This is a genomic window from Dokdonella sp. (assembly GCF_039926425.1).
Taxonomy (GTDB): Bacteria; Pseudomonadota; Gammaproteobacteria; order Xanthomonadales; family Rhodanobacteraceae; genus Dokdonella_A.
The window spans coordinates 1-13344 of record NZ_JBDSWZ010000227.1; the positions used below are offsets into that span (position 1 = coordinate 1).

Sequence of the window (13344 nt, forward strand, 5' to 3'; positions counted from 1 at the left end):
CGCGTCGCGATCCTGTTCGTCCGCGGCGATCAGCGCGAGGTATCGTTCCGCTGCGTTATTGCCGGCAGGCGACGTGAGATGTCCAGCGAGAACGAGGCTCGCCGCGAGCCGAAGTTGCTCCGCGCGATCGGCCGGGATCGCGGCTGCTTCAGGCGTTGCTCCGCTGCCCGTGACGGCGATGGGTTCCCCGGTCACGGGAGGTGCACCTGCAACATCGCCGACAGGAGACGAGGGTGGTCGTCCGTCCGTTGCAGCAATCTCGGCAGGATCAAGCGCGGATGGCGCGTTCACTTGAGCCGCGGAGGAATCGTTCGCCGTTCGCGGGAAACGCGGCAACAGCGCCAGCACTGCGGCAAGAACGACCGCGAGTCCCAATCCAAGCGCCAGCGCACGCTTTCCGCGCGACACCGACTGAATCCGTTCGATCAGCCACACCCAGTACCTGGACGCGCCACGCCGCCGCCGCATCTTCAATCTGCGCTCGACCACCGCAATCGCCGCGAGCAGTTCTTCGGCACTCTGGAACCGCGCATCCGGTTGCTTCGCCAGCGCGCGATCGACCAGCGGTTGCCACAAACGTCGGGTGACCGGCAATCGCGGCACCGGTTTCTCGATGTGCGCGAGCGCAACGGCGAGCGCATCGGCGCCTTGAAACGGCCTTTCGCCGGTGAGAAGTTCGTAGCAAACGACGCCGAGGCTGTAGAAATCGGAACGGCCGTCGAGCGGCTGTCCGCGCGCCTGCTCCGGACTCATGTAACCGGACGATCCGATCGTCGCACCCTCGCGCGTCATCCGTGGCTGATGCGAATGGCTGAGTGCGATGCCGAAATCAGCCAGCTGCGGACGGTCCTGCTTGTCGAACAGCACATTTTCGGGTTTGACGTCGCGATGCACGATGCCCTTGTCGTGCGCGCATGCAAGCGCCTCGGTGAGCGCGCGCATGATCTCCAGCACACGCCTGGGCTGGTCGCGCAGGTTGCGCATCGACAGGTCGCCGTTCGGGAAGTACGGCATCGTGTAGTAGATCTGCCCATTCGACGTGCGGCCGACGTCGTAGATGCTGACGATGTGCGGATGGTCCAGTCGCGCGATCGTCCTGGCCTCGTGCTCGAATCGCTGCGCGAGTTCGTCGCTCGGCGCACGTTCGGTCGCCAGCACTTTCACTGCGACCGGCCGCTTCAGTGACTCCTGAACTGCCAGATACACCGTCGCCATCCCGCCGACGCCGAGACGGCGAACGATCCGGTAACCCGGTATCTGGAATGGAACATTCAGGTTGGTCATGGCAAAGGCGGTGCGGTGAGGCGCTGATTCTAACGGAGCGCAGGATGCGCCCGCTGCGAAGTGGCGCCTGCAAGTGCAAGCCGGCTCATGAAGCGGTCAACGTTCGAGCGTGTTGGTCGGAAAAATGTCGCGTCACGACGATGACGCCCGCCCCACGTTTCGAAACGAGAAACGTCGATGGTCAGCCTTCCGGCGACGTTTGGACTTCCGTCGCCACCGCAGGCGTTGGTGCCGTGAAGCCGACTTCGCGCAACGCTTCGTCAGGCAACGCGTAAGCGCTCGCGAGGAATTCGCCCTCGTGGATGATTTCCGGAAACAGGATACCCGCGAGCGCCTGCACTGCGAAGATCTCCTGCACGCCACCGGTGAATTTGAGCAGGCCGATCGTGTTGCCGGTGCCGATGTGCACCGCCCAAACACCACTCTGGCGATCGGTGTTGTCCTCGGTGATCTCGATCTCGGTGAACGCGTTGGTCTCGCGCAACTGGGAGAGCCCGATGAATGCGACCGGACCGAGGAAGTCGAGACCGCGCGCGAAACCCGGCACGCGCGCGACGTCGGTTTTCGCGCCGGTCTTCGGATCGATCGTCACCAGCGCGCCCCGTCCGGATTCAAGCACCCACAGGCGGCCATCGTGCCAGCGCGGGGAATGCGGCATCGACAGGCCGCGTGCAATCACGCTGTCGGTGGCCATGTCGAACAACACGCCGCCGTTGCGCTTGTTCTCGCGCCAGCCCTGGGGCTTGTTTGATTCACCGAGCGCGGTGAGATAGCGCGGGCGACCGTCGCGCATCGCCAGGCCGTTCAAATGGCAGCGGTCTTCCGGCGCGTAGTGCGTCACGCAGCGCGGGCGCCAGCGCGGCACGAAGCTCGACTTGGTATCGAGCGTGCACAGGCACGAAAACAGCGTGTTCACGAACCACAGGTCGCCATGCTTGTCCCACGCCATTTCGTGGATGTCGATTGCGCCGGTGATGTGGCCACGGCGTGCCATGTACACGGCATCGTGTCGCGGCGGATCACTCAAGCGTTTGGCGACCGCCGGCATGTTGCGGAATTCGGCGATCTCCATCGCGGCACCAAGCGCGAGCCGCTCACCATCCGCGGCCATGCCCATGGGTCGGTTGAACGTGCGGAAATGCGTGTTGATGGTCGCGCCGTCTGGGCGAAGGATCACCAGCTTTCCGGCTTGATACGTGCTGACGACCAGACAACCGCCGAGCTGGCGCAGCAGGTCGGGAAAATTGGTGGTGTGGACGCTGCCAAGGACTTCGGTGATGGGCGCCGCATCCGGAGTGACCGGAGCGCTCGAAGGTTCCGCGGCATAACTGTTGGACGGAGTTTCGTTCTGCATGATGTGAGTGGAGAGTCCGGGCTGAACCATCGTGCCGCATCCGCCGCGCGCCGTCACCTGCAGCTATTTGAGGCGCGCGCCGGCGAAGTAGTGCACACGAACGTCGAGGCCGCGTTCACTGCGACCGATATAGACGAAGCGCGGGTTGTGCCATTCCGCGCGCCGCCCGACCTTGGCGAAGCGGGTGTTCTCGAGCTCCAGCAGCACACCGATGCATGGAAACCCCTGCTGGCGGGCGTGGTCTTCAAGCAGGATGCAGGATCGTTTCAGGAGTGACATCACCAGTTTGCTGGAGCGCCACGTCGCGCCGACAAACGTCCGCCAGTAGTACACCGGCTGGCCGAGCTGCTGTGGCGTGGTTGCAACCGCCGTGCACACCCCCGCCACGGCTCCCTCCGCCGTGCGCGCGATCATCACGACCTGTGGCAGCCGCTGGTCCATCGCCGCGTCGTTATCGAGCGCCTTTTCGCGCCGCCAGAATGCACGGATCGCGTCGGCATCCTCATTCGAGGCACGAGGCCACACGGCGGTGAACGCGAATGGAGCGGCGGACTCGCGCGTCGGTGCCGCGGCGGGGGAGGGTTCACTGGATTCGCTGTTCAAAACGCTGATCCTTGATCAAACACGCCGCTACGATAACGCAGGCCGCGCCATTTATCCGCGCGGTGACGCGCCCCGATCCACGCGCTGCATTGCTTTCAACGCGCCGAGGCTGTCGCGCCGGTTGAACGCGATCGACGGGGCCCGGATCAGCACCTGGGCTGGCGACGGCTCCAGCCGCTAGACTCCCGCACTTTGCGCGGATCCGCGAATGAACACTGCTGCTGCCGCACCCGCGCACGTCGCATTCGCAGCGCTCCGCCACACGGGCTTTCGCACGTATTTCGTCTTGTCGGCGCTCGCGATGATGGCCGACAACATCGAACACGTGATCAGCTACTGGGTGATCTACCAGACCTTCCATTCGCCTGCGCTGGGCGGATTCGCAGTCGTGTCGCACTGGCTTCCGTTCCTGCTGTTCTCGGTCTATTCCGGCGCGCTCGCGGACCGCGTTGATCCGCGCCGCATGATCCAGCTCGGGATGACGCTGTTCATGGGCGTATCGATCGCGTGGGGCGTGCTGTTCATGACGGGCACCCTGAAGATCTGGCATGCCGCTCTGCTACTCGTCATGCACGGTGTGGCGGGCGTGCTGTGGGGTCCTCCGTCGCAGTTGCTGCTGCATGACATCGTCGGCCGCGAGCATTTGCAAAGCGCGGTGCGGCTCAACTCCACCGCCCGTCAGCTCGGTATGCTGGCGGGTCCGGGCGTTGGCGGGTTGTTGCTGCTGATGCTGGGTGCGAAGGTCGGCATTCTTCTCAACGCGCTGCTCTACCTGCCGATGATTGCCTGGCTGGTGGCTGCGCCCTACGGTCCGAAATTCCGCGCTGCCGGGGCCGCGGTCGCGACGCGTGCCGTGCGCAGCATCGCGGACGTCGGTCGGGCGATGAAGGAAATCGCGCAGCATCGCGTGATCGCGTCGATGACCCTGCTCGCCGGTGGCGCGTCTCTTTTCATCGGCAACGCGTATCAGGCACAAATGCCGGGATTCGCCGGCGATCTCGGCCATGCACACGTGGATTTTTCCTACAGCATGTTGCTCGCGGCAGACGCCGCCGGCGCGCTGACCGCCGGCTTCGTGCTCGAGAGCCGTGGCTGGCTGCGCCCGAAGCCCGTCACTGCATGCGTGCTCGCGATGCTGTGGTGCGTCGCACTTGGCAGTTTCGCGCTGACGTCAAACTACACGCTCGCGCTGATCGCACTGTTCGCTGCAGGCTTTGTCGAACTCTCGTTCAATGCGATGGCGCAGACGCTGGTGCAGCTCGACGCGCCAGCGGAATTGCGCGGACGCGCGATCGGCGTGTTCAGCATGTTCGCGATGGGGATGCGCACCTTCAGCGGCGTCACCGTCGGCCTGGCTGGCGCTCATTTCGGGATTCACCACGCGCTCGCAGTGAGCGCCGCCGTGCTGTTCGTCGCGATCGGCGTGTTGATCCAGTTCGGCATCCGCAGTCAAAGAACCAGTCAGAACAGCAGCGACGACATCTTGCGCCGGTAGGTGCCGACCAGCTCGGCATCGTCGAGCACACTGAAGGCCGAGATGAGGCGCTTTTTCGCCTGCCCGTCGTTCCAGCTGCGGTCGGCCTTGAGCACTTCAAGGAACTGCGCAAGGCCACCCTCTGCGTCTCCGTCGATCAGCAATCGCACGCCGAGCAGATCGCGGGCGGTGTGATCGGAGGGATCTCGCTCGATGCGCGCGCGCAAGTCCACCGCGGTCGGAGCATCTTTCAACGAGTGCGCGAAGTCGAGTTGGCCGCGCAGGCGTTTCGCGCGGTCGTCGGTCGCGAGGTTCGCCGGAAGACTGTCGAGCTCCGACTCTGCCGCCGCGCTGTTGCCAGCCTGCATCTGTGCCACGGCAAGATCCAGTTTCAGTTCCGACTTGTCCGGATGCGTCGCCATTTCCTGCTGGATCCGTGCAATCGCCTGCTCCGGCGATTCCGTCACCGCAGGTTCCGCGTCGATCGCCGGTGCTGCTTCCGCATTGGGTTGCACATGGCGGGCGAGAAACTCGCGGATGCCGCTTTCGGGCAACGCGCCGGTGAACGCGTCGACCATCTGGCCTTCACGGATCAGCACCACGGTCGGAATGCTGCGCACGCCGAACGATGCGGCAAGCGCCTGTTCCTTGTCGCAGTCGATCTTCGCCATGCGGAGCGCGCCGTGGTAGCTGTCGACGACCTTCTCGAGCAACGGCCCAAGCACCTTGCACGGCTCGCACCACGTCGCCCACAGGTCGACCAGGATTGGCTGCACGAACGACGCGTCGAGCACGTCGGCCTGGAAGTTCAGTTCGGTGGCATCGAAAACGTGGGACGGCATGGGAGATTCAGTCATTGCGGACTCCAATAGGATCGACCGCAGATTGTGCCAGCACGTCGACAACGCAAGGCAATCCGGAAAAGATCTGACCTGCACTGCATGCGCCGACAGCGCGCGACGATGGCGGAAACGCGGCGGCTGCCCTTTGAGACCCAAGTCCCCGTCCTCGCGCGTGCGGTAGCATCGCAGACGCGCCGCGAACCGAGCGGCGATCGGAACGGACGGCGACGTGGCACAAACCGATTCAATGACTTCCGGCGACACGACACCGCCCGGAGATTGGCTGGAGCTGCCACGTGCGACGTTGCACCTGCTCGCGACGTACTGGCCCACGCTCGTGTTCTGGTTTTTCGTTCAGAAACTGGCCGGCATGATTCTGTTGCGCCTCGCGGTCGTGCTGGGCTACGTGAATCATCTTCTCGGCTTCCTCGGCCTCGCACTGATGGTCGTGGTGCGACTGCTGTGCACGATCGCGATGTTCGACGCGCTGCGATCCGCTGTGCTCGCCACTCCGGAGGTGGCCGACGCAAAGCAGGAACACGCCGACAGCGGCGCGGGATCATTGCGTCGTTTCGGTTCGGTCCTGGCGATCGTGTTGCTGCCGTTCTTTGCGTACTACGCCACGTGGGGCCTACTGGGCGACAGTATTCGCGCGTATGTGCTCGATTTCCTGCGCGGCAGCCTGCTTGATCGTCATGGCTTGCCGACCGACCTTCTGCAGGAACCCGGCCTCTGGCTGTCGGTGGTTCTGACGTACGCGCTGCGCCGCGGCTTGCTGTGGTGGCAACAGGCGCATCCGGCGGCGTTGTGGTCGATTCTTGCGACCACCTGCCAGGCTTACTGGGTATTCCTCGGCCTCTATGTGATCCGGCACTGGACCGACGCGGCGTGGGCCTGGGCCGAACAGCGCGTCGCGTGGGCGTGGGTCAGCGGGTGGTGGGCAGACTTGGTCGACGCGGTGCCCGCCGCGCCTCCCGCGGCGGGTGTCGCGGGCGCGCTCCCGTCGGGGTTTTCGGCAACGCTGCACCTTGCGGGTCCGGTCTTGCAGGCGCTGCTCCTGACCCTGGTGTGGTTTGCGATCGCGGCGATCGTCTACGGGCGGGACCTCGGCACAGCGCGCGCGTTGTTCCGCGCCGACGCTCGCCTTGAATTCGCGCGCCGACGCTTCGCCGCACTGCCGGTGCCCGTTCGCCACACGGCGGGGAAGATTCTCGACAAGACCAGTGCGGGTTGGAATTCGAAAGCAGTGCCAGTGATCAATGCGGTGAGACTGCTGCTCGCTGCCGGCGTGCGCCCGATGCTCGCGTTGTGCGTCGGTTACGTGGCACTGGATGTCGTGTGCGACCTTGCGTGGCGTGCGGTCGCGACCTTGATCGGGCCGCACGAGGGGGCTGCGTGGGAAGTGTTCGGTTCGCCGCTTGCGATCCTGTTCGGAGGTCCGCTGGATCTCGAGTCGTCCCTTCTCGGCGAGCCTGTGCGGATTTGCCTGCTCGCCGCCGCTGTTCGCCTTGCGATGCAGCGTGGACGCCGGCAGCGATCGTCACGCGCGGTCAGCGTCGTTGGAAGCGAAGATAGCGGGGTTGTAATTTCGGCAGGATGAGTTCCGGCATTGCGCCGAGCGCCACGTCCGACGGCACGAGGTACGCGTGCGCGAAATGCCACGGTGCGCCGGGAGGCGCGCTGCGGATGCCGGCGTCGGCCGACAGTTCGGCGACGCAGCCGCGTGGTTCGCCCAGATGCAGCCGGCTCAACTCGATCGGATATTCCTCCCAGTGCCGACCCTTCGCGTCGGAAAGACGTCCGTCACAGGACGCGAGCAGCTTCTGGTCAGCACCCGTGGCGGGCGTCATCGCGTAATGGGCGACCAGAACGACCGCGTCGTCGGGAACACGTCTGCCCAGTGCGAGATCCTTCGGATCGAGAATCTCGACGCTTCCAAGCCGCCATTCGGCGCCACCGAGCATGCCGCCTTCCCCGGCGGCCACGTCGGCCGGACGCAGCGGACGCCAGCGGGCGTAGTCGCGCCATGCGTCCCACGTCGTCCACAGCAACACCGTCGACCCCACCAGCACACCCCCGACGAGCCAACCGCGCTGCGCACGCAGCCAGCGATGCAAGGATTTCATGACATTCACGGCTCGTCTCCGCGCACGGTCAACAGTGGCGCGATGTGCTCGAGCAAGTCGACTGCTTTCGCCGCATCGATACCGAGGTCGATGTCCGCGAGGCTATCGAGCTTTGCGCCGCCGGACGCCTGAGACACCTGCAGATGCAGTCCTGCAAGTCGCGCGCGGGGAACCTCAAACAGAAGAAGGCCGTCGTTCGCGAGTCCCGGCTGCGTGGTTTTCAGATTGAGCAGCTTGCGCGAGTAGGCCAGGTTTCCCGCGCCCTGCACGCGTGGCCCCGCTGCTGCGTACGCGTAGCCGTCGGAGGTCTGCAGGTTGGCGGTCAGCAGGCTGATGGGCGCCAGCCGCGCATCGAGGCGCAGATGCACCACCACCCACACGCCGGCGGACGACAACGATTTCAACGTGATTTCTTCCGGATCGTCCTGCGCGGACGTTGCCGCTGCCAGCTCCACAGTTCCGACCGTGACAACGAAGGCACGCGCCACAACCGCTTCGCCGATGCGACCCGAGACCAGGAATGGTGCGAGCTTGCTGTCGTAGTTCATGCGCAGGTTCACCAGCGCGCCGATCGTCGCGATCGCTGCCGCGACCCACAGCGCCGACGTGGCCACGCTGCGCGCTTTGCCCATCAAGGCGCGCTGTCCCGGGCGCGCACGTCGTCGACGGCGAGTTTCGCGCGCGCAAGCGCACGGCGGTTGAGCCAGTTTCCGCCGCCGTTGAGCCGATCTTTCGGCACCCACGTGCGGCCCAGCAACAACCATTGCTGCGACTCCGCGACGACTGTTGTGACAGGCACTTGCCATGACAGCGCGATGCGCTCGGGAAGTCCAGGATGCAGCAGTGCTCCAAAACTTGGATCGCGCAAGAGGATCACCGAGTCGGCCTCCGTCCCGGCGCGTGATGCGGCCGCTGCACCGTCCTTGGACGGATCCAGCCAGCGCACCGCAGTGTCGACATCGCTGCGACTGTTGCGTGTGCGGTTTTCGACGACAGCTTCGAGGATCAGGAACGCCGCCCCCTCGGGTGCGGGTCGACCCATCGCGTTCGTCGACGCCAGTGTCGAGCGAAGAGGCTGCAGGATCCAGTCGTCGGTCACCAGTCGGTCACCGGCGGCGATGATCGGCAGATCCTTGCGCGTCACCGCTGCGAATCCACCGAACGCCCAGACGATGGACGCCACCAGCACCGCCAGCAGCAGCGCTGTCGTCCAGATGCGCCATGCCTTCAACCAGGCACGTTCTTCGTCGAATACGGTGGCGATGCGCGAATCCATGACCGCGCATTATCCATCGCATTCGGTCAGGCGGGGATTCAGAAACCGGACAATTGCTCGCCTTGTGCGGTTGGGGGCGACGCCGCAACCTCGGCAACAGGCGTCATCGTCTTGCCGCCATATTTGTACGTCACACCTTCCTTCATCACGAAGCCGACGTTCTGCATCAGCGTGATGTCGTCCAAGGGATTGCCATTCACCGCAATCACATCGGCGTACTTGCCGGCATCGAGCGTGCCGAGGTCCTTCGACTTCTTCAGCAACTCGGCAGCGTGCGTAGTCGCTGCCTGCAGCACGAACATCGCGGGCATGCCGGCCTCCACCATGTACTGGAACTCCTTCGCGTTCTGTCCATGCGGATAGACCGCGGCATCGGTGCCGAACGCGATCTTCACGCCGGCCTTGTACGCGCGACCCGCGGTGGCCTGGATCAGCGGACCAACCCGAGCCGCCTTGGCCGCGATCTGCGCGGGGTAATAACCCGGAACCTTCGCTTTTTCCTCAACGTATTTCCCAGCGATGATCGTCGGCACGTACCAGGTGCCGTGCTCCTTCATCAGCTTCATGTCGGCATCGTCCATGAAGGTGCCGTGTTCGATCGAATCGACGCCGCCAATCACCGCGCGGCGGATGGCCTCCGCACCGTGCGCGTGTGCAGCGACGGTGAATCCGTAGTCGTGCGCCGCGGCAACGACCGCCTTGATTTCCTCCAGCGTCATCTGTGCATTGTCGACGCTGCTGCTCTCGTCGAGCACGCCGCCCGACGGCATGATCTTGATCAGATCGGCGCCGTCCTTGTAGTGCTGGCGCACGGCTTTCCATGCGTCGTCGGCGCCGTTGATGATGCCTTCGTCCGGTCCTGGATTGCCGGCGAGGTCCTTGCGGTAGCCGTCAGTGCCGTCGGCGTGGCCGCCGGTCGAGCCGATCGCCTGTGCCGCGGTGAAGATGCGCGGGCCGGGAATGACGCCGGCGTTGATCGCATTGCGCAGCGCCACCGTTTCGCCCTGGTTGTCGCCGAGGTTTCGCACGGTTGTGAAACCTGCGTCGAGGGTGCGCTGCGCATAGCCGGTCGAACGGATCGCGTAGTCGGCGATGTTCCAGCGGAACTGGTCGGTGTAGCCGGTGGGGCTGGTCTCGCCGCTGAGATGCGTATGACTGTCGATCAATCCGGGCAAGCAGGTTGCCCATTTGAGTTCGAATCCCCCGGCGCCCTCGACTTCGATGCGACCTGGCCTGATCTCGCGGATGCGCTTTCCCTCGACGACGATGCTGGTTTCGCCGAGCAGTTTGCCCGCTGCGGTGTCTATGGCGTGCCCGCAATGCAGTACGGTCACGGCATCGGCGCTCGACGCCGGACGGGTCGCGAGTGCGGCGGCGGTCAACGCCAGAACAGAGATGAGCTTGGGCATGCGCGACTCCTGATGGGGTTGGCGGATCATAGTTGCAACGCCCGCGGCGGGTGGCGGTTGGGGTTTGACGCGCACGGCGACGGGATTACCATTGGAAGAACGACGGGAGAACGACATGGAACGTGAAGTTGCCGAAGGTTCGGTGGGACTGCGCTCCGCGCGCTTGTGGCGGACGCAGGTGATCGCAGTCACCGCGGTGCTCGCAATAGCCATGGCGTCGTCATCGTTCGCGCTGACGCGCGTCGAGCCCGCACCCGTTGGCATTCCGGGCTCCGCCTCTGCGCTCGGCGCGGCTGTCGCGCTGTCGGGTGATACGGCGGCGGTCGGTGCAGCGGGCAGCATCGACGTCTACCGGAAGACCGGCGCGGACTGGTTCGAGGAAGCGGTCCTGGTGCCGACCGATTCCGCGGGAACGGCATATTTCGGCGCGCAGCTTGCACTCGGTTCCAACCTGATCGTCGCTGCGACGCCGGGTGTGTCCGGAGGACTCGACGCCGCTGTCTATACCTTTGCGCGCAGCGGAAGCAGCTGGCAGCAGGTGGATCGTTTCGAGGCCAGTGGACCGGTGTCCCTGTCGGGCAGCACGCTGGCACTGGGCAACGGCTCTATTTTTGTTCGCGCCGGAGCGGGGTGGTCGCAGCAGGCACAATTGCAGGCGGACGCAGGCGAACTGATCCAATCCACCATCGTCGATGGTGATTTTGCCGTGGCGTGGTCGAGTGCTTTCGTCAACAATTTCGAGATCCACAATTACGCCTACTTCTTCCAGCGGTCCGGCGTCACGTGGGCTCGCGAGTCGCGGATCGAACTGGGCCTGACCAACGCGTTCGCCGGAGCCGGTTCTGCGTTCGCCCTCTCAGGCCACACCGCGCTGGTGTCGTGGAACAATGTCGTCACGCCGTATGAGCGCGGGTCGGACGGAACGTGGACGGCGCAAGGAGAGCTGGATCCACTGACGTCTGCACCGGGATTTGGCGTGGCCGTGGCCATCGACGGCGAGCGTGCGCTGGTTTCTTCGCCGTCGGACACGGTGTTCGGATGGCCGCAAGCGGGAACCGCGTACGTGTTCGAACGGACCAACGGCGTGTGGACGCGCGACGCGCATGTCGCGCACGGCGTCGTCAATTATTACACCTACGATTTTGGCCGATCGGTGGCACTCGATGGCGACACTCTTCTGATCGGCGCACCAGGTGCATTCACCGATGCCGGCGCGACTGGCGATGCAACGGTTTTTTCGAAAACAGGCGACGACTGGACCCCCACCGCGGTTCTGACGCCCGGCAACGATCATCGTGGCGAGCAGTTCGGCGACGCGGTCGCGCTGTCCGGATCGACGTTGTTGGTGGGTGCCGACAATGCGCGAACCAGCGAACCGTTCCTGATCGGTGTCGCCTACGTATTCGACGCGGTGGACGGTCAATGGAGCCAGCGCGCACGCCTGGTGCCGTCGGAACCGTTGTTCCAGGGGTTCGGCAGTGCAGTCACTCTGGATCAGGACACGGCGGTCGTTGGCGCGAGCAATGCGTTCGGAGCCACGGCGGAAATGGGTGGCGCCGCCTTTGTGTTCGTGCGCGGAGATGGGAGCTGGCCGCAGCAAGCCCGGCTCACCGACGGAGGGTCGGGCGCCGGACCGGTGGCGTTTGGCGCAGCAGTCGCCGTGCAGGGCGACTTGATCGCGGCAGGAGAAATCGGCAGTTCGACGGCGCCGCAGCCTGGGAACGTGCAGCTGTTTGCGCGCTCCGGTTCGAGCTGGTCGCCACAGGCGATGATCCAGCCAGCGGATGGAACCGTAAACGACGGCTTCGGTTCCTCGATCGCGCTCAACGGATCGACTCTCGCGGTCGGTGCGCCGACCGCGGATATCGGGATCGAAACCGACGGCGGAGCAGTGTACGTCTTCACCAATAGTGGAGGCGTCTGGTCGCAGCAGGCAAAAATCACGGCATCGGTTGCGGCCAAACTGGCGGGATTCGGCACGTCGGTCGCTCTCTCGGGCGACACACTCGTCATTGGTGCCGTGGACGCGGCGCAGACGCGCGGAGCTGCGTATGTCTACGCGCACGTGGGTGGCGTGTGGGCGTTGCAGGACAGACTCGTTGCAGCGGACTCCACGCTCGTGTCCGGCAGTTTCGGAGCGTCCGTGGCCATTTCGGGACCGGCAGATCGCATCGTTGTCGGCCAGCCCGTTGGTACCGCGGACGATTTGAATGGTCGCGCTTTCATCTTCCAGCGCGATGTTTCGGAATGGTCGCCCGCGTCGGAGTTGAGCGGCGCGAACCCATCGACGCTCCAGGGCGAGAGCGACGGATTCGGACGCGCGGTGGCGATGTCAGGTGAAATGGCAGCCATCGGTTCGCCGCATGACGGTCGCGGTGGCGCAGCGTATGTGGCGGATGTCGGCGACGTGATCTTCGCCAACGGATTCGAGACGGACTGAAGCGCCTGTTGAGAAACAGCTTTTTCCCGCGCGATGGGTACGCCGGCATGGTTCGGCAGGCAGCGGCCGGTTGCGCGAGGCCGAAAGATTGACGCCGCGGTACGGTCATCCAGGAGGGCATGAGGGGAGCGCGACGTTGCCGCCGCGCTCCGGTCCTTGCGCGGTGCTACTACTCGAAACCGTCCACGAAGATGGTGTCGCTCGCACAACCCATCGGCGATGCGACGATCTTTGCCATCACCACGTAGCTGCCTCCGGATTGCACATCGTTCCCGCTGGCTGGCCGGCTGAGCGTCGATTTCATCTCGACGCCGCCGTTCGCAGCAGTGGTGGAGACGCCCGATGGCGTCAGGCTTGCAGTGATGCTGTATCGGTGCTGCGGTGAATTGGCAGCACCTGCCGGTGCAATGGTCAGCGCCACTGCCAGCAATGCGACGGGCGGCCCGCCGCGGCTGATCCACGAAAGGGTCGTCATGTCACTCTCCCTTCGCGTGTTCCAGGCGCTCGAGACGCGCGGCAATGACATCCATCTCGCT

13 protein-coding genes are annotated in these 13344 nt (G+C 64.9%); 4 read left to right on the top strand and 9 right to left on the bottom strand.

The window, feature by feature from the left end:
- The 3 genes from ABIV12_RS13050 to ABIV12_RS13060 form a co-directional block, all read right to left on the bottom strand.
- Positions 1-1284: serine/threonine-protein kinase (locus ABIV12_RS13050; RefSeq protein WP_348059966.1), on the bottom strand; the 1284-nt coding region annotated here is incomplete at its 3' end.
- Positions 1285-1465: 181 nt separating this feature from the next.
- Entirely contained in the window at positions 1466-2668 is a 1203-nt protein-coding gene (locus ABIV12_RS13055) for a TIGR03032 family protein (protein WP_348059968.1), read from the bottom strand.
- A gap of 33 nt (positions 2669-2701) precedes the next feature.
- A complete protein-coding gene (locus ABIV12_RS13060) occupies positions 2702-3025 on the bottom strand; it encodes a hypothetical protein (protein ID WP_348059970.1) in 324 nt (107 codons plus the stop codon).
- Positions 3026-3038: 13 nt separating this feature from the next.
- On the opposite strand from ABIV12_RS13060, the gene ABIV12_RS13065 reads away from it, so the two are divergent.
- Positions 3039-3422: a hypothetical protein gene (locus ABIV12_RS13065; protein ID WP_348059972.1), complete on the top strand. Its 384-nt coding sequence runs from the start codon at positions 3039-3041 to the stop codon at positions 3420-3422.
- A 27-nt stretch (positions 3423-3449) separates the two neighbouring features.
- Positions 3450-4736, top strand: a complete 1287-nt coding sequence (locus tag ABIV12_RS13070; RefSeq protein WP_348059974.1) for an MFS transporter — start codon at positions 3450-3452, stop codon at positions 4734-4736.
- On the opposite strand, the gene ABIV12_RS13075 is transcribed toward ABIV12_RS13070, so the two are convergent.
- Entirely contained in the window at positions 4703-5572 is an 870-nt protein-coding gene (locus ABIV12_RS13075; protein WP_348059976.1) for a co-chaperone YbbN, read from the bottom strand. The genes ABIV12_RS13070 and ABIV12_RS13075 overlap by 34 nt on opposite strands.
- A gap of 232 nt (positions 5573-5804) precedes the next feature.
- Between ABIV12_RS13075 and ABIV12_RS13080 the strand changes: the two genes are divergently transcribed.
- Positions 5805-7157 (top strand): hypothetical protein, encoded by a 1353-nt coding sequence (locus ABIV12_RS13080; RefSeq protein ID WP_348059978.1) that lies wholly within the window; start codon positions 5805-5807, stop codon positions 7155-7157.
- Here the strand turns inward: ABIV12_RS13080 and ABIV12_RS13085 are convergent.
- From ABIV12_RS13085 to ABIV12_RS13100, 4 genes are read right to left on the bottom strand one after another with little or no spacing between them, the layout of a single operon-like run.
- Positions 7108-7692 (bottom strand): hypothetical protein, encoded by a 585-nt coding sequence (locus tag ABIV12_RS13085; RefSeq protein ID WP_348059980.1) that lies wholly within the window; start codon positions 7690-7692, stop codon positions 7108-7110. The two genes, ABIV12_RS13080 and ABIV12_RS13085, sit on opposite strands and share 50 nt — an antisense overlap.
- Entirely contained in the window at positions 7689-8315 is a 627-nt protein-coding gene (locus ABIV12_RS13090) for a hypothetical protein (protein WP_348059982.1), read from the bottom strand. The genes ABIV12_RS13085 and ABIV12_RS13090 overlap by 4 nt, the downstream gene beginning before the upstream one ends.
- Positions 8315-8959 (bottom strand): hypothetical protein, encoded by a 645-nt coding sequence (locus ABIV12_RS13095; RefSeq protein ID WP_348059984.1) that lies wholly within the window; start codon positions 8957-8959, stop codon positions 8315-8317. Before ABIV12_RS13095 ends, ABIV12_RS13090 begins: the two co-directional genes overlap by 1 nt.
- Positions 8960-8997: 38 nt before the next feature.
- Complete coding sequence (locus tag ABIV12_RS13100; protein WP_348059986.1) at positions 8998-10368, bottom strand: amidohydrolase family protein; 1371 nt, start codon at positions 10366-10368, stop codon at positions 8998-9000.
- A gap of 115 nt (positions 10369-10483) precedes the next feature.
- Between ABIV12_RS13100 and ABIV12_RS13105 the strand changes: the two genes are divergently transcribed.
- Positions 10484-12808, top strand: a complete 2325-nt coding sequence (locus ABIV12_RS13105; protein WP_348059988.1) for a hypothetical protein — start codon at positions 10484-10486, stop codon at positions 12806-12808.
- Positions 12809-12977: 169 nt separating this feature from the next.
- Here the strand turns inward: ABIV12_RS13105 and ABIV12_RS13110 are convergent, their stop codons facing one another.
- Positions 12978-13283, bottom strand: a complete 306-nt coding sequence (locus ABIV12_RS13110; protein WP_348059990.1) for a hypothetical protein — start codon at positions 13281-13283, stop codon at positions 12978-12980.
- Positions 13284-13344: the final 61 nt, after the last annotated feature.